The sequence below is a fragment of the Roseofilum sp. SBFL genome (genome assembly GCF_017746885.1).
Classification (GTDB): Bacteria; Cyanobacteriota; Cyanobacteriia; order Cyanobacteriales; family Desertifilaceae; genus Roseofilum.
In genome coordinates, this window is record NZ_JAGHZH010000121.1 from 1 (window position 1) to 21,197 (window position 21,197).

General features: G+C 45.4%; 18 protein-coding genes and 1 pseudogene. 7 read left to right on the forward strand and 12 right to left on the reverse strand.

Annotation, left to right across the window (positions count from 1 at the left end; translation table 11 throughout):
* Positions 1 to 185, forward strand: a pseudogene (locus J7545_RS12995) (hypothetical protein); the annotation flags it as partial.
* A gap of 89 nt (positions 186 to 274) precedes the next feature.
* Here J7545_RS12995 and J7545_RS13000 read toward each other — a convergent pair.
* A complete protein-coding gene (locus tag J7545_RS13000) occupies positions 275 to 3,637 on the reverse strand; it encodes an efflux RND transporter permease subunit (RefSeq protein WP_318699604.1) in 3,363 nt (1,120 codons plus the stop codon).
* Positions 3,638 to 4,027: 390 nt separating this feature from the next.
* On the opposite strand from J7545_RS13000, the gene J7545_RS13005 reads away from it, so the two are divergent.
* Positions 4,028 to 4,537 carry a hypothetical protein gene (locus J7545_RS13005; RefSeq protein ID WP_318699603.1) on the forward strand — a complete coding sequence of 170 codons (510 nt, stop codon included), beginning with the start codon at positions 4,028 to 4,030 and terminating at the stop codon, positions 4,535 to 4,537.
* Positions 4,538 to 4,767: 230 nt separating this feature from the next.
* Here J7545_RS13005 and J7545_RS13010 read toward each other — a convergent pair whose 3' ends face one another.
* The gene (locus J7545_RS13010) at positions 4,768 to 4,893 is read right to left on the reverse strand and encodes a hypothetical protein (protein ID WP_318699602.1); all 126 of its coding nucleotides are present in this window, start codon (positions 4,891 to 4,893) and stop codon (positions 4,768 to 4,770) included.
* Positions 4,894 to 4,994: 101 nt separating this feature from the next.
* Here J7545_RS13010 and J7545_RS13015 point away from each other — a divergent pair, with 101 nt between their 5' ends.
* Positions 4,995 to 5,270 (forward strand): hypothetical protein, encoded by a 276-nt coding sequence (locus J7545_RS13015; RefSeq protein WP_318699601.1) that lies wholly within the window; start codon positions 4,995 to 4,997, stop codon positions 5,268 to 5,270.
* Entirely contained in the window at positions 5,267 to 5,689 is a 423-nt protein-coding gene (locus J7545_RS13020) for a PIN domain-containing protein (protein ID WP_318699600.1), read from the forward strand. The genes J7545_RS13015 and J7545_RS13020 overlap by 4 nt, the downstream gene beginning before the upstream one ends.
* A gap of 309 nt (positions 5,690 to 5,998) precedes the next feature.
* On the opposite strand, the gene J7545_RS13025 is transcribed toward J7545_RS13020, so the two are convergent.
* The 10 genes from J7545_RS13025 to J7545_RS13070 all read right to left on the reverse strand — a co-directional run bounded on the left by J7545_RS13025 (position 5,999) and on the right by J7545_RS13070 (position 17,402).
* Positions 5,999 to 6,346, reverse strand: coding sequence for a putative toxin-antitoxin system toxin component, PIN family (locus J7545_RS13025; protein ID WP_318699599.1), 348 nt, complete (start codon positions 6,344 to 6,346; stop codon positions 5,999 to 6,001).
* Positions 6,336 to 6,560, reverse strand: a complete 225-nt coding sequence (locus J7545_RS13030) for a hypothetical protein (protein ID WP_318699598.1) — start codon at positions 6,558 to 6,560, stop codon at positions 6,336 to 6,338. The genes J7545_RS13025 and J7545_RS13030 overlap by 11 nt, the downstream gene beginning before the upstream one ends.
* A 57-nt stretch (positions 6,561 to 6,617) precedes the next feature.
* Entirely contained in the window at positions 6,618 to 7,355 is a 738-nt protein-coding gene (locus J7545_RS13035; RefSeq protein ID WP_318699597.1) for a Uma2 family endonuclease, read from the reverse strand.
* 47 nt (positions 7,356 to 7,402) lie between these two features.
* The gene (locus J7545_RS13040; RefSeq protein ID WP_318699596.1) at positions 7,403 to 8,836 is read right to left on the reverse strand and encodes an efflux RND transporter periplasmic adaptor subunit; all 1,434 of its coding nucleotides are present in this window, start codon (positions 8,834 to 8,836) and stop codon (positions 7,403 to 7,405) included.
* Positions 8,837 to 8,951: 115 nt separating this feature from the next.
* Positions 8,952 to 9,284, reverse strand: a complete 333-nt coding sequence (locus J7545_RS13045; protein ID WP_318699595.1) for a DUF5615 family PIN-like protein — start codon at positions 9,282 to 9,284, stop codon at positions 8,952 to 8,954.
* An 86-nt stretch (positions 9,285 to 9,370) separates the two neighbouring features.
* Positions 9,371 to 11,701: a DUF3488 and DUF4129 domain-containing transglutaminase family protein gene (locus J7545_RS13050; RefSeq protein WP_318699594.1), complete on the reverse strand. Its 2,331-nt coding sequence runs from the start codon at positions 11,699 to 11,701 to the stop codon at positions 9,371 to 9,373.
* Positions 11,702 to 11,784: 83 nt separating this feature from the next.
* Positions 11,785 to 12,831, reverse strand: coding sequence for a hypothetical protein (locus tag J7545_RS13055; RefSeq protein WP_318719647.1), 1,047 nt, complete (start codon positions 12,829 to 12,831; stop codon positions 11,785 to 11,787).
* A gap of 25 nt (positions 12,832 to 12,856) precedes the next feature.
* Positions 12,857 to 13,978, reverse strand: a complete 1,122-nt coding sequence (locus tag J7545_RS13060; RefSeq protein ID WP_318699592.1) for a hypothetical protein — start codon at positions 13,976 to 13,978, stop codon at positions 12,857 to 12,859.
* A 466-nt stretch (positions 13,979 to 14,444) separates the two neighbouring features.
* A complete protein-coding gene (panC, locus tag J7545_RS13065) occupies positions 14,445 to 16,103 on the reverse strand; it encodes a pantoate--beta-alanine ligase (RefSeq protein ID WP_318700906.1) in 1,659 nt (552 codons plus the stop codon).
* 168 nt (positions 16,104 to 16,271) lie between these two features.
* Complete coding sequence (locus tag J7545_RS13070) at positions 16,272 to 17,402, reverse strand: septal ring lytic transglycosylase RlpA family protein (protein ID WP_318700907.1); 1,131 nt, start codon at positions 17,400 to 17,402, stop codon at positions 16,272 to 16,274.
* A 312-nt stretch (positions 17,403 to 17,714) separates the two neighbouring features.
* On the opposite strand from J7545_RS13070, the gene purM reads away from it, so the two are divergent.
* The 3 genes from purM to ovoA all read left to right on the forward strand — a co-directional run bounded on the left by purM (position 17,715) and on the right by ovoA (position 21,186).
* Positions 17,715 to 18,749: a phosphoribosylformylglycinamidine cyclo-ligase gene (gene purM, locus J7545_RS13075; RefSeq protein ID WP_318700908.1), complete on the forward strand. Its 1,035-nt coding sequence runs from the start codon at positions 17,715 to 17,717 to the stop codon at positions 18,747 to 18,749.
* Positions 18,750 to 18,840: 91 nt separating this feature from the next.
* Positions 18,841 to 19,842 carry an L-histidine N(alpha)-methyltransferase gene (egtD, locus tag J7545_RS13080; RefSeq protein ID WP_318700909.1) on the forward strand — a complete coding sequence of 334 codons (1,002 nt, stop codon included), beginning with the start codon at positions 18,841 to 18,843 and terminating at the stop codon, positions 19,840 to 19,842.
* A gap of 6 nt (positions 19,843 to 19,848) precedes the next feature.
* Positions 19,849 to 21,186 (forward strand): 5-histidylcysteine sulfoxide synthase, encoded by a 1,338-nt coding sequence (gene ovoA, locus J7545_RS13085; RefSeq protein ID WP_318700910.1) that lies wholly within the window; start codon positions 19,849 to 19,851, stop codon positions 21,184 to 21,186.
* Positions 21,187 to 21,197: the final 11 nt, after the last annotated feature.

Consider the following 21,197-nt stretch of genomic DNA (forward strand, 5'->3'; position numbering starts at 1 on the left):
AAATTTTGATTGAAGCGAGTCATCAACATCCCCATTGGGACTCGAATAAAAACGGGAAGAGTCGCTTAAACAATCTCCGTCTACTTCTTCTTCCTTTGATGTGCTTTAACTTAATTCTCTCTTGGTTAGAGGTCTTTCCTAACCCTTTACCCTATCAATCTACTTTTGTCAAAAAATTTGATTGATGACACGCCCTAGTAAATGGGATAGGTGCGCTATTCAACGCACCTTACTGCCATGGCTGGCCCTGAACCAGACTGATCGTTAATTAAGATTACGACCATTTACCAGTTTCCGACTCTTCCGGTTTAGTCTCTGATTCAGTTGGCATATCTGGCTGATCCTCATCAGTGCCATTGCTGTGGCCATTCTTAGCCAAGGGTTTCTTCAATAGACCCGATAAATTCCCCAGAGCTGATAAACCACCTGAACCACCACTAGATCTTGTCGGTTTTTGGGGTCTTTCTCCTTTCAGGAGGAATGCTTCCAAGTTTTTCACCGCAATATAGAGGTTCGGTGTAATCACCAAACTGAGGATAGTTCCCAACAGCATTCCCCCAAAGATGGCAGTTCCCAAAGACCAACGACTGCTCGATCCTGCTCCGGATGCTGTGACCAGGGGCCAGAACCCAACTAGGGTGGAAAAGGCAGTCATTTGAATGGGTCGGAATCGCTGTTCGGCTGCTTGCGTGGCTGCTCTGGTAAAATCTAGACCCTTTTCATGGAGTTGGTTGGCAAACTCAACAATCAGAATTGAGTTTTTGGAAGCTAACCCGATGAGCATCACGAGGGCAACTTGGCAGTACACATCATTGGTGACCACCGGCCAAATTCCCCCCGCTTGAACGATATTGGCGCGGAACCAGACAGCAGAGAGCGCACCGAGGACAGACAGAGGTACGGACAACATGATAATGGTGGGGTCAATGTAGCTCTCATACTGAGCTGCTAAGACCAGGAATACCATCATAAAGCCGAGACCAAAGATAATTGGTGCGCTGCCTCCAGAGGCTTTTTCTTCTAGGGCAGTTCCTTGCCAGGAGTAGCCAAAACCAGGGTCTAGGACTTCTGCTGCTGCTTTTTCCATGGCGGCGATCGCCTGTCCAGAGCTGTAGCCTGGAGCTGGCCCCCCTTGAATTTTAATCGACCGGAAGATATTGAAATGTTGGATCACCTCCGGCCCGGTAAACTCCGTCAGCTTAATCAAACTGCCCAAGGGCACCATTTGACCGTCCCTAGAGCGTACATAAAACTGATTGATATCTTCTGGATCGGAGCGATAGGGGGCATCCGCTTGGGCATAAACGCGATATTGCCGTTGACCGAGGACAAAGTCATTCACATAGCTCGATCCCAGATAAATTTGCAGGGTACGGAAGATTTCAGTGACATCTACATTCAAGGCATTGGCGCGATCGCGCAATACTTCGATTTGTTTCTGGGCTTTATTGGCGGTAAACAGGGTATATGCTCCGGCCACTGCTGGATATTGCTCAGAGTTTACTGCCCCAATCAGACGATAGGCATTATCGAGTAAATCTTGAATGGAAGCATTTCCAGTTCGGTCTTGCAATTGGAACTCAAACCCTCCAGTACTCCCCATCCCTTGGACAGGGGGGGCATTCACGGCAATGGCAAAGACCTCCGGAATCGTTGCTAGAGATTGATTAACACGGCCGAGTACCCCATACACAGACTGTTCTGGACTAGGACGCTCATCCCAGGGTTTCATCATGACAAAAAAGACTCCTTGACTGGGGTTTTGTCCGTCGAAACTAAACCCGGCGGCCCCAAAGGTATATTCCACTTCTGGCAGGGTACGAATTTTTTCTTCTACTTTTCGGCTAACTTCTGCGGTGTAGTTCAGCGATACCCCATCAGGTGCTTGATAAATCACGATAAAATAGCCTTGGTCTTCTTGGGGTACAAATCCACTGGGCACTGAATTGTACATGAATACTGTGGCGACCAAACCCGCGATAAACACCGCCATCACTAAGAGGTTAATCCGGGTCAGAAATTGAATCAATCCCCCATATCGACGCTCTACCCAGCCAAACCCTTGGTTAAATTTCTCAAATAGCCATGCTAAGGGGCCGTGATTGTCTTGTCGGGGACGCAAGAGCAACGCCGACATGGTAGGAGAGAACGTAAGAGCGTTAAAGGTTGAACAGGCGATCGCAAAGGCAATGGTTAAGGCAAATTGCTTAAAGATAATCCCGGTGGTTCCAGGGAAGAAGGAGACGGGAATAAACACCGCCATCAACACCGCAGAAGTAGCAATCGTTGCACTCGTTAGCTCTTCCATGGCATCCAATGCCGCTTGCCGAGGGCGCATTCCTTCCTCAATTTTGGTGGAAACTGCCTCCACAATCACGATCGCATCATCGACCACCAGACCGGAAGCCAGGGTAAAGGCAAACAAGGTCATGGTATTAATTTCAAAACCTGCCACCATCAACCCCGCAGATGCTCCAATCAGAGCCACTGGAATGGCGATCGCCGGAACCAGAGTCGAGCGCCAGTCCTGGAGAAAGACAAACAGAATCAGAATCACTAACCCAATGGCTTGGAAGAGGGTGGTAACGACTTCTCGCAGAGATTGATTAATAAAGGTCGTCGTATCATAGGCAACTATCATATTTAGACCGGGAGGAAAATTTTCCGCCAACTGAGCCATTTCTGCTTTCACTGCATTCCCGGTTTCCAGAGCATTCGACCCAGGTAACTGATAGATGGCAATTCCCACCCCTGGATTAGTATTTAAAAGGACATCTACCGTGTAGTCTTGCGCTCCCAGTTCCACTCGACCAACATCTTTGAGCTTAACCAGGCTTCCTCCTGGCCCAACACTGAGTACCAATTCTTCAAAATCACTGACATCGACAAATCGCCCCACTGCTCGCAGGGGAATCTCAAACTGTTGATCTTCTGGAGCTGGAGCTTGTCCGATTTTCCCCGCACCCACTTGAATATTTTGCTGTTGCAGAGCGTTCGCTACATCAGAAGCCGTCAATCCCCGTGCTGCCATTTTATTTGGGTCTAGCCAAATTCGCATGGCATATTTGCGATCGCCGAGTATAGTCGCTTGCCCCACTCCTGGAAGCCGTTTGAGTTGGTCAAGCACCGACAAATCGAGATAGTTACTCATGAATATCTCATCATAGAGATACTTCCCGCTCTCATCTTTATCCGAGGAAAAACCGAGTACCAACAGAATACTTGGCGATGCTTTCTCCGTGTTCACCCCCGTTTGCCTCACCTCTGCCGGAAGTTGGGCTTCGGCAGCAGAAACGCGGTTTTGCACATTGACTTGGGCAATATCCCGGTCTACATCTTGGGGAAACGCTACCCGAATGGAGGTCAAACCGGAGTTATTGGTGTTGGAGTACATATATTTCATGTTCTCCACGCCATTAATTTCCCGCTCAATAATGGTCGTGGTTGTCGTTTCTGCCGTTTGTACGTCTGCCCCAATATAGGCTGAGGTCACTTCTACTTCAGTGTTGGCTAACTGAGGCAGTTGGGAAATAGGAAGCAGAGGGAGACAGATGGCCCCAACCAATACAATCAGGATGGAGCAAACCGTGGTTAAGACCGGTCGCTTGATGAAATTGTCAGCAATACTTAGGAGCATAGGTCATCGGTCAAGACAATCAAGGGGCATGAAGGAAGCTCAACCTTCAACTGGCATTGAAGTTTCTCCAGTTTATCTTAAGGTTGGATTTTCACAAGATCGGCACGTTACATTCCCCTATTCCCCCATTCCCCCACTCCCCCTCTGTCGTCTACTGAAACGCTGATGGGATTGGGGGCGATCGTCATGGGCAGGACTTCTGATTGTCCGCAAAACCTCCTTTGGCTTACTATTTTCCACAGCCCTAGAATCACCTGAAATCGTTGCTACTCCTGTGGTGGTGTCCGCATTTTGCCAACAGATTGCGGACTTTGATTTAACCAGCTATAATACAAATATCTACAAACAAATACTACAACACTACATACCATTTAAGTGAGGAGTACGAAAATGGCTGATGCAATGCCTACTAGAGAAGGGGTTTTTTTGTGTTCACGAGATTTAGACGTAACAGGGAATAGAGTCTTTAATCATCACTTTTTGCTGATTGTAAGTAGTAATGATTACCTGAAATCACTGGGTTGTGACACCAAGGCTAACTATCTTACCATCTCTGGTATAGAGAGTGATGGACGCTTAAAGCTCGTTTACAACTATGGCTTGGACACTGATGCTTGTACTAAAGGCGAACGTGATTTTCAATGCAAACCAGTTAGATGTCCAGACGGATGTGATTATAAGGGGTTTATAAAAAGACTTGTTGACCAGGCAGAGTGTTATGTGAAGAATTCAGCAGCTCATAAAGTGAGTTACGTTTTCTATAAACAAAACTGTGCTACTTTTACAACCAGTATGTTAGTTCATGCTGGAATACCTTATCCAGAAGTCGTAAAACTCGCAGATTTTCGTGGATGGGACGTGGGAGAAGATAAGTGTATGGAGGAGTGGTTGTTTAGATAATAGATGCAGCCAACTCTACAGGTCAGTCGTAGTGCCGTGATACAGCTAAAATAGTGCATTAGAAAATCGCTAGGGTTCTTGAAATTTGTGAATTTAAGCAAAATCCTATTGCCTCATTTTAGTCGTGTCACGGCACTACGGCTAACTAGGGCGCTAGAAACCGGGTTTCTACGAGAATCTGGGAGAAGAGCCAGAAAATTGGGCACAAACCCGGTTTCTTCCTACGGAGCCTACAAAGAATCCGGATCGATATTTAACTGTCGCAGTTTCTCCCGTAGCTGTTGTAAATCGGATTCGGCGCGATCGCGCTCTAAATCAGCACCGTCGGCTCTTTGCTGTTGGCGATCGCGCTCCAACTCAGCACTGTTAGCTCTGTCTCGCTCTAGTTCTTTTTCCTGACACTGGCGATCGCGCTATAATCGTGAAGTTATACAATCGATCGCTCCAGCTATGAGTCATGGATATTGTGATTACTCTGAATTCAGAATTGGAAACATTACTTCGTGCTAAAGCCACTCAGCGAGGTGAAGATATTAACACAGTGGCATCTGAGTTATTAGCTCATGTTTTAGCTGGAGAAGAGCAAAGCTCTCCAGTGCAAGAAAAGTCCTCTAGAACCAAGGTTCAAATTTTTAAGGATTTGTTTGATGACGAGACCTCTGTACCCATCAACTTAGATTTAGATAGCGATCGGGCGAAATGGGAATATCTACAGGAAAAATATGATTTATGAAAGTATTACTCGATACTAATATTATTTTAGATTATGCTCTTGAACGACAACCCTTTTTCTATGATAGTGAAGAGATTTTTACAGCCATTCAAAATCAGCAAGTGACTGGGTATGTTTCTGCCTCTACTCTTAGCGATTTATACTACATCATCCGTAAAAAGAAGGGAAAAGAATGGGCGATCGCTTTCGTGACTCGTTTGGTTCATTTGTGTGAAGTAGCCAGATGCGATCGCCAAACCATTGACATCGCTCTAAAAGCAAATTTTAATGATTTTGAAGATGGGATTCAATATGGTGCTGCTATTGTCAATCAATTGGATACGATTATCACTCGAAATATTCAAGATTTCCCCGTTACTGATATCCAAATTCTGACGAGCGATCGCCTGATAGAACAAATTAGCGATCGCCGCTCGTGAAACGACAAAGAACGGAGTCTAGAAACCGGGTTTGTACGAGAATCTGTTAGTTCTTTAGTGTAGGTTGCTCCTCCATCCTCTACAATCAATGTAAACAGCGCCAGCAGTGCAGAAAGTCAAAGAGTTTCAAGGAGTAGTTATATTGAGACCACTTGCAAAAAATCTTGAGGAGTTAAAATAGGAATACCTCTAAAGGGATGAAGTTCTAACAAATCCTTATCTCCAGTGATACAGCAGTTTCTCCTGTTATGGAGTACAGTCTAATTCTCAAAACGCAAGTACCACAACCTATTCCCTATTCCCTATTCCCTATTCCCTAGCGCGAAGCGCTGTAATATAACTCGCATTGCCCGATATCGCTACTTCCAGGAATTTGTTATCCTTGGGATCTCGACAACTATCAATAGTTTCAGTAATTTCAATAACTTCTGCTTCTCTATACAAGCTGGCTAAAAAGTCTTCACGAATTTTTGTCGAGATGTATCGATCAAATTTGGGACGACTTAAAACTTCACTTATCTCCAATATAATATCGCTAGAAATTAGGATAATTCCTTGGAATTTACTGGCTTGAAAAGCTTTCATTGCCGTAGATTCAGTCAAGATTAAAGCACTGACGACTACATTAGTGTCAATCACAATTCTGTTAGTTGTCATCCTTAAGAATTGAGTCGAGAATTTCTGGAGTCATGCCATTGGCAATGGCTTGCTTACTTGCGTCTTCCATGATTTCTAGAAGGGGCTTTTGATTCATCGCTTTTTTGAGCATTAGATTAATAAACATGACAATTTTCTGTTGTTGTTCCGGTTCCGATTCTCGGTAATGTTTGGCCAGTTCAGCATCTACTGGAATAGTAATAGTTTCCATCATCGGCTATGGGATTATTAATTGGGGACTATTGTAATCTAGCATTTTTAAGATAAAAGCCTACAAAGAATCCGGATCGATATTTAACTGTCGCAGTTTCTCCCGTAGCTGCTGTAAATCCGATTCGGCACTCTCAGCCCGCTCTGTGGCGCGATCGCGCTCTCGCACGACATCCTCATAAGTCTCGAACATTTCCCCAGTCGGCGCGAACACCTGCAACTGTTTCTCACTGGTACTAAAACTCACTCCCAATAAAGGACTTCTCCAACCCTCCATTTGAGGAATTTCGATTAATTTCCCTCCACTTCTCAACCATCCTTGCAGTTGATTGAGTTCCGGATCGTAGACATAATATTCTTCCACTCCATAGTAATCGTAAAACCGAAACTTATTCTCCATCCCTCCTTTGTCATTGCTCGGTGAGACAATCTCTATCGCCACTTGAGGCACGATATTTCCTTCTTCCCATTGTTTATAAGAGCCTCTATCTTTTTTCTCCACTCCCAAAACCACCATAATATCTGGCGCTTGGCTGGACGGTAATTTTTTTTCGGCTGCCGTTAACGTTTCCTTCTTTTTGGGATACCACAACAAATCTCCAGCCACAAACACATCTTGTCGCTCTTTAAACAGAACCGAAAATCCGCCGACAATCGTTGTCATTAAACGAAATTGAACCGTATTATCCGCCATCGGTTTGCCATCACTTTCTGGATAGAGTCGAGCTTCAATTTGCGCTTGAGAAAGCAATTCTTGTACCATCGTTTTCACCTTCCTATCGAGTTCTGACGATACCATAACCTAAGCACTCCTCCACTCCCCCACGACAGCGCAAAGCGCTGTACCTATTCCCCATTCTCTGAAGAACTCGGTAGGGTACTCGCATCCACTACAGGCGCACCATCGCGGAGTTTAACCACTCCTTCCGTGACGATGGTTTCGCCTCCCTGCAAGCCGTCCTGAACGACAAAGCTTTGCTCCGTAATACTACCTAGAGTGACTGGGGTTTGGGTTGCCACTGTTTTCCCTTCCGATTCATTCACAACAAACACAAAAGCTTGGTCACCAATACGCGTAACTGCTGTGGTGGGAATGGTCACACTGGATTTGTCTTCCCAAACTACTTTTGCCTTCACTAATTGATCGGTACGCAATTGATTTTCGGCATTGGCATAGATACCTTTAATGGTAATGGTTTGGGTCTCGGCATCGGTTTGTGGTGAAATGAAGGACACGGGTATAACTCCAATGGGTTCATTTTGTTGAGTCTGCAACTCAATTCGGGTACCAATGCGGACTTGGGATAAGCGGTCAATGGGAATCTGGATCAGGACTTCTAAAGGTTGGGATTGACTGACAGTAGCAAGAAGGGTTTGGCTATCGACAAAATCCCCAACGTTGACTGGAACATTGCCTACGGTTCCTGAAAATGGGGCGTTAATTTCATAAAATCCTAAGCGGGCTTCTTGTTCGGCTGCTTGTTGCCTGGTGCGTTGCAGTTCTTGTTGGGCACGAGCAATTTCAGCCTTCGCCCCAGCAATGACTTGATCTTGGGCAGCGAGTTGGGCATCTACGGAGGCAATCAGGCGATCGTAGGCTCGGCGAGTACTGACGACGGTTGCTTGAGCCGCTTCAATCACTTTATTTTGGTTTTCGACATCTGCTTGCGCTTGTAGATAAGAGCGTTCGGTTTGATCGGCAGTTTCTTGGGAAACCGCTCCATTGTCAGCTAGGGATTGATAGCGCTCATTTTCTAAGGTTTGGTAATCGAGTTGGGCTTGGCGGCGATCTAGTTCGGCTTCTTGGGAAAGTAGGGTGGATTTGGCGTTTTCCCAGTCGGCACGGGCGGAGTTGAGGTCTTTTTCGGTGGCAATACGGGCGCGTTCGGCGATCGCCGATTGTAAGCTACTTTTGGCGGTTTCTACAGCGGCTGTGGCAGATCCTACTTGGGCCAGTTGGGAATTTACGGCTGCCTGTTGTTCAATCGGATCGATGATAAACATCCGTTGTCCAGCGGTGACGCGATCTCCTAAATCCACATATCGCTCTAAAATATTCCCACTCACCCTAGGGCGCACATTGGCAATTTCTCTTGATACCAAGGACACATTATATTCTGTACCATCGCTGACCCGCCCCGATTCCACCTCTCCAAAGACTACTGGAACCGCAGGACGAGGCGTTGCCTGTACTTGTTCTTTGCCACAAGAGCCTAACAACATAGCACTGGCAATCAGAGGAAGAATCTTAAACGCAGTATGAATAGGATAATTGTTCATGGCAGGGATTATGCTAGAGCGTTCTTTTAACGCCAACCATTTTAGCTTCTGTCTGGTAAAGAGGCACTATAGCTTTATAATTGGGTAATGCCCGATTTCCTCGGGCGATCGCATCCTAAAACAAGGTCAATATTCCTTGATTGATATCCTGACTTAGAGAGACTACTGCATTATAATTATCTCGCAGTAGCTGTTCTAAATCTCCTGTTGAACAGTTCCCGGGCCGTATCCAGATAACCTTGGGAGGGAACCCTAATAAGATGCTTAACTCCCTACAATCCGTATCTTTAGTCACAATTAGATAATTGTTTCGACAAGCATACTCCCAACTTTTGCGATCGGGTACAGAGGCTAATCCAAGTTTATTAACATGCATAGAATTAGGATAAATACCTGCCAGAACATCAACTAAACGAGGCGATAGATTCTGGTCAAATAACAATATCATTACTCAACTACCATCATAAATCGTTCCCGTTGAGCCGCAAAACTTAAACAAGCGAGGAGTATCCTCTTGTATTCTAACGGGTAAGGCTAGTTTCTAATTGCATCCTGGGTTAGAAATTTCTTTTGGCGGGAACGTTGTTTTAATTGTTGTAAACTCTGCTGTAAATGGGCAACCGATTCAGATTCTATACCCCCATAGCGCCACTGCACATAGGCTTGGGGAATCCTCTCAATTACGTTCGTTGTTTCTAAGCCATACTTACCTTGCAAGCTTTCAGCATATTCTTGAGGGGTTTGCGCTGGATGTTTGGGATAACCTGCTTCTTTAAGAATGTCTAAGTATTGTTGATAAATTCGCTCCATGGGATGGAGTTTAGAGAGCCATCTTTGCCGTCTCCACTGTTGCCATTGCTTAAATAAGACCCAGAGCAAAAAGGAGATCGCGATCGCCAAGATTGAACCGATAAAGAACCCCGTCCAGCCACTGGAAATCAATTGCCACAGACGAATCAGTGACCGAACTAAAACAGTCATAATAAATGCCCCGATCGCCGTAAGAGCATTTTTCACCGGAGACGGTAACCAACCCGCAACCCAATTCCAAAACTGACGCAGGACGCTAAAGCTTTGATAATCAGAAATTGAGGGCGGAATTAGGGGATGACCGGGAATCGGGTCAAAGCTAAACCAACCATACTCTGGAAAATAGACTTCTGTGAGGGCAAAGGCATCAATATTACGAACCACATACAATCCGGTAAAGGGGTTAAATTCTCCTGGACCAAAGCCGACGGCTAGACGTGCCGGAATGCCAATTGCTCTCAACATTATGGTTAACGTAGTAGAAAAGTGATCCGGATATCCACCGTTATATTTGAAGAGAAAGGCTTCTACCAGGTCTTCATTGCCATCAAAAAAGGGTAATTCTGGCTCAAGACTATAGCGTTGTTTCAAATATTGAGCCAGATACAGAGCTTTTTCATAGGGATCGGTTAAGGGATTTTCTGAAGTCGCTAACGCTTCTTCTGTTTTCTGACGTACCCGCTCTGCAATTTCTGGAGGAATTTGCAGATACAGGTCACGAATATCTTGCGGATAGTCTGTCGAGGCTTCCCGCAAAACCGAGCGATCGCGATAGGGAACCTCAGAAATTACAGTGTACGTTAATCCTTCTCGTAGGTTAAGGGGCGATCGCAATGCTCCATGTTTATCTATCCCCACTTCTCGCGTAGGAAAGTATAGATCCTCAACTTGATATAACGCCGGTATCAGGTTGGGTAAACGTTCAACCACCGTATAGGTTTGCACCACTTCCCGACTTCTGGCTAATGAAGAAATGCGAGGCATGTAAAATTTATACGACCAAGATGGGCGTTCAACCAAGGCTGTACCCTCTTGCTCAATTTCCCATCCTTGACCGGTATAGCGATCGAACCCTAAAACTCGCCAAAATCCTTCTGCTTGAGAGCGAACCCGCAACATCACCTTGGGGGTCAGTTGCCCTCTCAAATTCTGGTTGATTTGACTATTAAACCCATAATAAAAGGTGTCATCCATTTGACCAGCTCCCTCACTAGGGGCTTCTCCTCCGCCCCCTTCACCCTCTCCATCCTCGGCGGTTTCTGGATTGATAATGGTTCCTGGCAATCCCTGAAAGCTTTGTTCTTCTTCTTGCATTAGGGGAGGTGCGCTGACCGGGAAATTGCGTAATTGATAGCCGGGAACCCTAGGAAAGGCAGCAAACAGAGCCATGCCTAATCCTAGAATCACTAAGAGCATAAATCCCAATTGTTTGGGTGCTAGTTCTGGTGCTAAGGGGGTACGCTTACGAGTCGTCGAACGCCAATTCCAGGTGAGAGGCGATAATCCAAGCCGCGAGCGATAATCTAAAACCAGAGTAGGCAGGGCAATGACCAGGAACAGGAATAAGAGGGGGGAAAAGGCTAAGGTTTGGCTCAGAGTTGCAGCGACACCAATTAAAATCAGCCCGATCATCATCGAATAGCCCAAGTCTTTGCGGCGTGGTAAGTCGAAACTATGTAAGACTTGGAGATGAACTAGCAGTTCAGCCAGAACCAGTCGGGTATCGTTGAGTTGGGTAAACAGGTTTCCGAAAAATACAAAGAGGGCAATTAACATGCCAATGGCGATCGCAAATTTCGTGACTACATTGCGATCCTTGCGTCGATACCAACTCCACAGGGCCCCGATCGTACCCACAGGAACAGCCCACAGACTCATTTGGCTTCCTGCTGCCACATCAGTGGCCATAATTCCCACACTCACTAAGGCCTGAACCAATAGTCTTAAGAACATGGATTCTTCAGCCACGGGTTTTGGAAGGCGCTCTACATGCTTCCACAAATTCGATAAGAAGGGAAAATTTGATCTCTGGCGCGTCCCTGATGAGTTTGCCATAGGTTGTATCTGGTTACGCTTGCTAATTTAAAGCTAAGAGCTAGTGTAACAAGATTTTTTGTCTTTGGTATCTGAATTCAGGGTTAAGATTCCGTATGGGTCGGTTGAATAGCAAACATCAGGGGCGCTTCAGGATTATTTTCTAGCTCAATGACCAAACTGTAGGGGCGATCGCCAATAATATCAAATAACTCTACACTTAGATATCCAGGATCGCAGCGTTTGGAGATTGCCTGTCTACCTTCACCTTGAAACTGCACTGTTCCAGCACAAGGCAGAAACGCTTCTACCCGAAGTTGAGATTTCTGTTCAGTCCGGGTATAATGAGCTGCAACTTTCAAGGATCCAAGTTCCGTTTCCCAGTTCCGTTCTATGGAGGTTTGATTGACAACGGGAGTTAGGGTTAGGGTTTGGAGAATTTTTTGGGCGGCTAATAGAGAAAGCAGCATTTTTTGCGATTGTTGGACTTCCTCATACACTAAAGTCGGACGAGATTTTTGGGGAGAGCGCAATTCACCCAATAATAACGGACGGGCTATCCGGTTTAAAGTCAGAAACTCATTGGGAAATAAATTCTCTACTGCTTGCACCAATTTTGCCCCCTCTTCCAGAGTAGACTGGGCAACTTGCTGACATTGATCGAGTAATTGAGTCAGCAAAGACTCAGGGAGTTGTACAGGAACGGGAAAATTTAACTGTTTGAGCTGTAGCATCCAAGGTTGAGAAAGAACAGGGGGAGAGGATACCACATCACAGGGGTCATCCTCATAGTCCATCATCGTTGTTTCCCAAGGAAATAAGGGAAGATTCGATTGCATTTCAGCTTGAATTCGTCGCTTTAATAAAGCCTGGAAACGGTCTTGCACGGCGGGGATCTCTCCTATCTCTAAAGGTGGGCCCTCTGGGGTTAAATGGGGGGGATAGATGCCATCGATATCTTCAGACTCTAAGGGATCGAGTGCCTCCCAATCCCAAGATGATTCATCGGGTTGATCTATCCATCGGGATGGATTGGGATCGGAATGGGAACTTGATGCTAGTTCTTCTGAAACTGGGGAAGAGTCATCCAATGGAGGATTGAGGAGCCAAGTAAAAAGGGCTTCAATTTTGGCTTCTGGGTCTTTATTCATGGCAAATTTTGAATTCTCCGGATAATTAGGCATTGCGGATCGCCCAAGCTTTCGCTAGGATTTTGATCCATCGTTTTTGAATTTGAGTGAGTGTACAGTCGAGTTGATCGGCGATCGCTTCATCATCAACCCGATCTTGTTTCAGATTAAGGTGTTTTCTCTGCTCTTCAGTAAGCTTGTTGGTAAAAGTTTCCCACTCTTGAGGCATTAGCCCTAAATTTTGTTCTAAACTTGCTTCTAACCATTCATGTACTAATTGCCAATGGGGGCCTAGGGAAAACCGTTCTAAGTGATATTTAAACCGTTGTTGTAGATAATCCCGTTCCCTAGGCGTAATCTCTAAAATCCATTCAATTTGTGAAGTGGCTAAATCCAGTAAACGGAAGACGAAATAATCGGCACATTTTTGCTGACTGCGTTCTTCTAGATACTCTAAAAGCATTTGCACAACTTTTTCAGTAATTTCATCGGCTTCTGGGATCTGTACCTGGTTACTGATAGCCTTACGGACTTGAGAAAGTGCAGGACTTGACCACTCGGAATCGGAGTCCGAACTACCTCCTTCTGAAGCCGTTTCAATATCGACTAGCTCTTCTGGAGGTTGTTGTTGAGAAAAGGTTTGCGCTCGTAAAATAATCAGTTGTTGCGAGCGATTCCCTTTCAGACGAATTCGGCGTTTAGCATAGCGCTCTGCAAAGGCCATGAATTCAGCAATGTCTAACCGAGTTTTTGGGTGATAGTTGAGGGGAAGTTCGGTTTCACGGCGAAAGGCATTGAAAGCTTCGAGGTAAAAGGCTTGTAAAAAATCCTCAATTAAGGTGGTGCGAGCTGCATAACTGGCTGACCGATAAGATGGATTTATATAACCATAAACGATCGCGGCTAAGGTACTATGGAGATCTTGACGGCCCTTAACCGATCCTTGCTGGTAATAGTGTAAACATTGTTTAAGGCGAAGTTGAGCCAGCTTTTTAGCCCACTCTTCCACTTCCCCTGACATTTGAATCCGTTGACTCTCCACGCAAATTCGAGTCACTTCAGTCGCTAACCGATGGGCGACTTCCCGACAGTTACGTTGTCCCGCTTGGGTTGAATTCTGGAGTTGTTGCCATAGGAGTTCAAAGATAGTTGTAAAAATCTGCTCCACAAGTTCCTTTCTCCCCCCCTAACCAAAGTGATTTGCTTAGATGAACGTAACACACCTTGGGTTGAGCTGCTTTTAGAAGAGGTTAATTCTTGTCTGTTGCTTGTTTCCATAGGCTAGACTAGGGATCTAGGACACTCTCTTCTGTCATTCTCCGAGGAATTATAGTGAATTCGATTAAGATTGATACAATCATGATTGATCCATGGTAGATACTGTCTTGGATGTCAAGGGGAGGAGATCGGGACGGAGATCGGAGCGGAGATCGTGTAATTGGGGTCAAAAGGCTTTTGGGACTTCAACAAGGCAAACGCCAAATGAAGAAGTTTACGCATAACGAACGAAAATATGGGTAAACCTGCCTCTACTCTCCCACTATGCATCGATCCTTGGAGTGGGTACGGGATCTTGGTACTCTACACCGTGTGATCTGGGTAGCTGAATTTGGGAAGAATTGCTGAATTAGGCCTTAATTAAGGCTCAACACGGTAGACTCATAGAGAGCAATAATTTTATGGGTTACTTCGTCGATACTCAGGTTATCTGTGAGAATCTCGATCGCCTGGGGACTTTTCTGTAAGGGAGCAATTTCTCGGTGACTGTCGGTATAATCTCGCTCACGAATGTCTTGCTCCAATTGTTCAGTGCTAGGAAGGGTCTGGGATGAGTGGGAGGATTGAGCTAAGTAATCCCGCTGTCGTCTTTTCGCCCGTTCTTCAACTGAGGCTGTGAGGAAAATTTTCAGGTCAGCTTCAGGAAAGACGTGGGTTCCGATATCCCGTCCTTCGGCCACGAGTCCTCCTCGTTTTCCCCATAACTGTTGTTGCTCAACCAGCTTCTGGCGCACAGCTCCTAAACTGGCGATCGCCGAAACTTGAGCGGTTACTTCTAAAGACCGAATCACTTCGGTAACATTTTGATTATTAATAAAGACTTGGCGCGGGCCACGGGTGCCTTTTTCGAGATAAGCAACTCGGCTACTACCTCCTGCGGTTCCAGGATAAAAATCTTGCGATGATGTTGGGACGAATGGCCGTTGATCTCTATTGTCTGACCAATCTGGGGCACAGTCAAAGTGAATCTCACATTCACTGACTAATTCGACAATAGCGGGTTCGTCAGTTAAGGCAATTCCGGCTTGTTGCACTAACCAAGTCACGGCTCGGTACATGGCTCCCGTATCTAGATATAACAGGCCGAGTTGTTCGGCCACTTGGCGAGCAATAGTTGATTTTCCGGCTCCTGCTGGGCCATCGATAGCAATGATGGGGCAGCGGTCGCACAAGATAATATTATCAATCAAACGAGTAGAACCCACTTTAGCTGCAACACTTAATAATCCCTCAAAAAGGATCGTCTGTAAAGGTTCTAGGGTCTGAGGATCGACTAAATCTGCATATTCGATCTGTACATTCGGCATGGTTTTGGCGATCGCCTCAAATGCACCGATTAACCCTTCGCGGGTGCGATCGCCGTTTTTAAACGCCGTTTCTGCGCTCTTAAGTCCTTGATATAAAACTAAGGCTTCTTCGCGATCGCGATCGCTTAAATACTGATTGCGAGAACTCATAGCTAATCCCGAAGCTTCCCGCACTGTCGGACAACCAATAATCTCAACTCCCAAATTTAGATCTCGCACTAACTGGCGAATAATCGCCAGTTGTTGAGCATCTTTTTGGCCAAAATAGGCTCGATGGGGACGCACTACATTAAATAACTTCGTGACGATAGTTGCCACTCCCTGAAAATGGCCCACACGAGTTTGGCCACAGAGGACCGAAGTCATCGATTTTGGAGGAATAACCAGAGTTTGGGCGATCGAATCGCCGACAATCCCCATTGCCTCTGGAGTAGGTGCAAAAACCACATCTGCCCCAGCTTGGCGACACAGTTCGTAGTCGTGCTCTAAATTGCGAGGATAGGTCGCTAAATCTTCATTCGGCCCAAATTGAAGTGGATTAACAAAAATGCTGACTATTACGCGATCGCTTTCTTGTCGCGCTAACTCAATTAAACGCAAATGCCCCCCATGAAGCGATCCCATGGTGGGGACAAGAGCAAAAATCGCAGAGGGAGACTGCTGCCGTAAATAGGTTTGAAGAGCAGCAATCGTTTTGTACAGATGCACAGTCGACTCGTTATGAATGGTGTACCAGGTTAGGTTTACCAGAAGGAGAATTTATCCCAACTCGGCCTCTTGCATAAGTGAACAGACAATGAATAGAAATGCAATAATCCTATATTCTTAATGATTATTGCATTTCATGCCTATTGCCTCATTCCTGCAAGAAGTCTACTATCTTTCCAGGATTTCCACCCGTACTGGAGCAACCCCCGTACTGATTAATCCCAGTTCTTGGGCTGCTCCTTTAGACAGGTCAATAATGCGGTTCCGAACATAGGGGCCACGGTCATTAATACGTACAACTAAGGAACGACCATTATCTATGTTGGTGACACGTACTATTGTACCAAAGGGTAAATTCCGATGGGCAGCCGTTAACCCATATTGGTTATAAATTTCCCCATTAGCGGTTAAATTACCATGGAAGCCGGGCCCATACCAAGAAGCCCAACCACTAATGGCTTGAACCGCAACTAATTGCCTCTCGGAAGACAGGGTATTGTGGGGTTCTTTAGCAGGAGCCATGACTGGTTTACCATAGACTTCTTCAATGGGAGGGGCATTCCCGAGAAGGCGGCGTAGCCGGTTAGTGGCTTGAACCGCATCTTGGGTAGAGTCATTGGTTGTATCGGGTAAAATTACATCTTGGCCCATGGTCACTAGGGTTTGCTCTTGGGCTTGAATGAGATAAGTTTCTAAGTCTTCATCCCATTTAAGAGCGATCTCCTGGGCATCTTCTACCGTTCTCACCCATTCGGATAGTTTTTCGGCGACTTGCTCTGCGTCTTGAACCGGTTCAGTATCCGATAAATTGACCATGGAAACTGGGGTGGTTGATAAGGGGGCCGCAGTTTCCTGGGTTATTTCTTGAGTAATGGGTTCGCCCAGAAAGGTGAGGACAGGAATATTTTGAACATATAAGGTAGCGGCTGCCTGTCCATTGAGGGTATGGGGATAAATCTTGGTAACAGAAGTTGGCTGAGTCTGTGTAGCGCTGATCATCTCCGGGTCTGGGTTCTGAGCAATGCTCTGACTTTCACCGGTTTCAGGGGTATTGGAAGTCTCCACCTCTGGGAGTTCCGAAGCGGTCAGATTTTGTTCTTCTTGTTTTTGTTGGGCGATCTCCTCCGACTCAGGAGCCATACGATTAGCAAGCCGATCGTTGGGTTCTGCATGACTAGAAGTCCCCGAGCCTAGGGTCAAGAGGAGAGCAGAAACGGTTAAGCTTTTCCAAAGATGTTGGTTCATAAAGTCTTGGGTGATTAGGACAAAAGAGGCAGAGTCTGAACTCTGATATGCCATCTGAATTTACGGTTGTTATCAGATTGACTTAGCCCTACTTTTCCCGCTCCAACAGAGGGTAGAATAACCTTCAGTTGTGGAGGGTTTTAAGTTTCTTAGTCTAAAAATCGAAATCGTTATGAATTTGGTTTTTAGGTTGAACAGCGATAGGCTATCACAATTTTTTGGGGTTGGGGAAGGCCGCGATCCCCAAAAAACTAAGTAAAAGTACGCTGTATGGATTGCCCAGACTAAGGTACACCCTGCGATCCCACGATAGATAAGAATATTTGATATATGCCTCAACTTACAGGTAAATAGGGAGCAGAAACCATGGATTATCAGGAGTCAGGAGTAAATATTGAGGTGGGTCGGGCGTTTGTGGGCCAGATTCGTCGTTGGGTTAAAAGTACCTATCGCCCTGAAGTTTTGGGGGGACTTGGTGGATTTGGGGGCTATTTTCAGTTGCCGGGAGGATATTCAGAACCGGTGTTAGTTTCAGGAACTGATGGGGTAGGAACTAAGCTCAAAATTGCCCAAGCGTGCGATCGCCACGATACGATTGGCATCGATCTAGTCGCCATGTGTGTTAATGATGTGCTGACTTCTGGCGCTGAACCTCTGTTTTTTCTGGATTATCTCGCTACCGGACAGTTAAATCCAGAACAGTTAGAACAAGTCGTGTTTGGTGTTGCCCAGGGATGTAAGGATGCCGGATGTGCCCTGCTAGGGGGCGAAACCGCGGAAATGCCAGGATTTTACTCGATGGGAGAGTACGATTTAGCGGGCTTTTGTGTGGGAATTGTGGAAAAGAAAAATTTATTAGATGGCTCGAAAGTGCGTTTAGGGGATGTGGCGATCGCCTTAGCGAGTCAGGGGGTTCACAGTAATGGCTTTAGTTTGGTTCGCTCCATTGTGGAAACTCAAGGCTTAAGTTGGAATGCGATCCCCAAGGGATTAGATAAATCGTTGGGTGAGCTATTATTAACCCCGACAAAAATTTATGTTAAACCGATTTTAACTGCCCTGGCTGAAGGTTTAGATATCCATGGAATGGCCCATATTACCGGTGGGGGATTGCCCGAAAATTTACCCCGTTGTTTAGGTCAAAATCAATCCATTTCTATCAATTGGAGTGCCTGGGAAATTCCGCCCATTTTCCAATGGTTAGCTGAAGCTGGATCGGTGGTGCAAGAAGAAATGTTTAATACGTTTAATATGGGAATTGGATTTGTGGTGTTGATCGATCCCGAACAAGCAGAGTTTGCCCTCAATACCTTTGATTCGCAAGGGATTCAAGCGTTTGAGATCGGTAAAGTCGTGGCAGGAAACGGGGAGTTAATTAGCGATAATGCGACCCATCACTGACGCGATCGCTAGATTTTTCTTTCTGGAGTGAGCTAAAACCTGATACCCTAGATAGAGAGAGTCAGGATCATCAACTAAGGGAGCATTTATCGTGGCTATTTTGCCCGCAACTCAAGAGCGTTTACAGCTTAAACATTTAAGCAATCCTAACCAGTCAGCATCTACAGCAGACAGACAAGATGTCATCCAGGGATTAAGTCAAGATCGGAAGACTCTACCCCCTAAGTATTTCTATGATGAGTATGGCTCTCAGTTGTTCGAGCAAATTTGCCAGCTCCCCGAATATTATCCAACTCGTACAGAAGATTCTATCCTCAAACAATATGCTGATGAAATTGCTCGGATGACAGGTGCTTGTGAATTGGTAGAGTTAGGAAGTGGAAGTTCCACTAAAACCCGTCGCTTGTTAGATGCGTATCAAGGTTTGACCAATTCCCTACACTATATTCCCATTGATGTCAGTGGTAGCATTCTGACTGAAAGTGCCCAACAGTTGCTTAAAGAGTATCCTAGTCTAAAGATTCAAGGATTGGTGGGAACCTACGAACAAGCCTTAGTAGAACTAGAACGAACCCCTGCACCCTCTCGGATGGTATTCTTCTTGGGGAGTACCTTGGGCAATTTGAATGCTCAAGAGTGCGATCGCTTCTTCGACCATATTCTAGACGCTCTACACATGGGCGAATATTTCCTCCTCGGTGTAGACTTACAAAAGCCCAAAGAGATTATCGAAGCCGCGTACAATGATGCTCAAGGCGTTACTGCTGAATTTAATCTCAACATGCTAGAGCATCTCAACCAGCGTTTTGGGGGCAATTTTAAACGACAAAATTTTGAACATTGGGCCTTTTATAATCAGGAACTCAACCAAATTGAGATGCATTTGCGCTGCTTAAACCCTCATACCGTTGATTTACAAGCTCTCGATCTCCAAGTTGGGTTTGTATCTGGAGAAACAATCAGAACAGAAATATCACGTAAATTCAATCCACAGGAAGTTCAAGTAGAACTCGCAGGAAAAGGTCTAAAACCGGTTGCTGCTTGGAGCGATCCCAACGACTGGTTTGGATTAATTCTCTCTCGAAAAGTATAAAAAATCATGAAGACACTCCTGTCACTACCAACTCCAGAACTGGATAAGTGCGATCGCAAAACCCTCCTGGACTATTTTGAAAATTCCTGGGAATTAGAAGAAATTCTCATGAAAAGCTTAGTCCATGAGGAGAGCTTTTACCTCAATCCCGATCCCCTCAGAAATCCCATTATTTTCTACCTCGGACACTCTCCCGTGTTCTACATCAACAAACTCATTCGGGTAGAATTATTAGACCAGCGCATTAACCCAGACTATGAAATCCTCTTTGAAATAGGAGTCGATCCCAGTAGTCCAGAAGAGCTAGAAGAAGCGATCAAAACCATCAATTGGCCGCAAGTCGAACAAGTTTGGGACTATCGCGAGAAAGCCAAAGAAACCATTACCGAAGTCCTGAAAACCTTTCCCCTAAATCTTCCCATTACTCAAAACCATCCCCTTTGGGCTTTAATCATGGGAATGGAGCATAACCGGATTCATTTTGAAACCTCTTCCATGTTGCTCAGACAATTCTCGGTTGACCACTTGAAATGTCCTAAAATCTGGCAATATGCACCTTCCAATCAAACCCTTCCTGAAAATAAAATGATTGCCGTTTCTGGGGGAGTTGTTAATCTAGGAAAACCTCAAACGTCCAATACCTACGGTTGGGATAGCGAATATGGAACTCGAACCGTAGAAGTCCAACCTTTTTTGGCCAGTCAGCATCTGATTACCAATCGAGAATTCTGGCAATTTATCCAAGATGATGGCTATGAAACCCCAGAGTTTTGGGACAATGAACCTTGGAATTGGAAGCAAGAGAATAACATCAAGCATCCCAAATTCTGGATCGCTCAAAATAGCAGTTATCAATATCGCACCCTCTTTGAGAATATAGACTTACCCCTAGATTGGCCCGTTGAAGTCAATCATTATGAAGCGATGGCTTATTGTCGCTGGAAAGGTGAAGGAACCCGCTTAATGAGTGAAGCAGAATGGAACCTTGCAGCAAGAGGTTCTCAGCGCGATCGTGACTTTAACCTAAATGTAAAATTTGGTTCTCCTTCTCCCGTAGGAAGCTTAAAAAACTCTGAAGCATCCTCTGGACTTGATGACCTTCGCGGTAATGTTTGGGAATGGCTCAGTGACGAATTTAATCCTTTACCAGGATTTGAACCGCATCCCTTATATGAAGATTATTCTGCCCCATTTTTTGATAGCGATCATAAAATTATGCTAGGCGGATCTTGGGCAAGTACAGGTGCTTATGCCTCCCCTTCTTGCCGCAACTGGTTCCGCAAGACTTTTTATCAACATGCTGGTTTTAGGATTGCTCAAAATTTAGAAGATGTAAACATATAATAAATTTTCTC

What these genes read in the sequence shown, in the direction of transcription:
- J7545_RS13000 (WP_318699604.1), bottom strand. Translation starts at nt 3,637, where the DNA reads ATGCTCCTAAGTATTGCTGACAATTTCATCAAGCGACCGGTCTTAACC.
- J7545_RS13005 (WP_318699603.1), top strand. Translation starts at nt 4,028, where the DNA reads ATGGCTGATGCAATGCCTACTAGAGAAGGGGTTTTTTTGTGTTCACGA.
- J7545_RS13015 (WP_318699601.1), top strand. Translation starts at nt 4,995, where the DNA reads ATGGATATTGTGATTACTCTGAATTCAGAATTGGAAACATTACTTCGT.
- J7545_RS13020 (WP_318699600.1), top strand. Translation starts at nt 5,267, where the DNA reads ATGAAAGTATTACTCGATACTAATATTATTTTAGATTATGCTCTTGAA.
- J7545_RS13025 (WP_318699599.1), bottom strand. Translation starts at nt 6,346, where the DNA reads ATGACAACTAACAGAATTGTGATTGACACTAATGTAGTCGTCAGTGCT.
- J7545_RS13030 (WP_318699598.1), bottom strand. Translation starts at nt 6,560, where the DNA reads ATGATGGAAACTATTACTATTCCAGTAGATGCTGAACTGGCCAAACAT.
- J7545_RS13035 (WP_318699597.1), bottom strand. Translation starts at nt 7,355, where the DNA reads ATGGTATCGTCAGAACTCGATAGGAAGGTGAAAACGATGGTACAAGAA.
- J7545_RS13040 (WP_318699596.1), bottom strand. Translation starts at nt 8,836, where the DNA reads ATGAACAATTATCCTATTCATACTGCGTTTAAGATTCTTCCTCTGATT.
- J7545_RS13045 (WP_318699595.1), bottom strand. Translation starts at nt 9,284, where the DNA reads ATGATATTGTTATTTGACCAGAATCTATCGCCTCGTTTAGTTGATGTT.
- J7545_RS13050 (WP_318699594.1), bottom strand. Translation starts at nt 11,701, where the DNA reads ATGGCAAACTCATCAGGGACGCGCCAGAGATCAAATTTTCCCTTCTTA.
- J7545_RS13055 (WP_318719647.1), bottom strand. Translation starts at nt 12,831, where the DNA reads ATGAATAAAGACCCAGAAGCCAAAATTGAAGCCCTTTTTACTTGGCTC.
- J7545_RS13070 (WP_318700907.1), bottom strand. Translation starts at nt 17,402, where the DNA reads ATGGCATATCAGAGTTCAGACTCTGCCTCTTTTGTCCTAATCACCCAA.
- purM (WP_318700908.1), top strand. Translation starts at nt 17,715, where the DNA reads ATGGATTATCAGGAGTCAGGAGTAAATATTGAGGTGGGTCGGGCGTTT.
- ovoA (WP_318700910.1), top strand. Translation starts at nt 19,849, where the DNA reads ATGAAGACACTCCTGTCACTACCAACTCCAGAACTGGATAAGTGCGAT.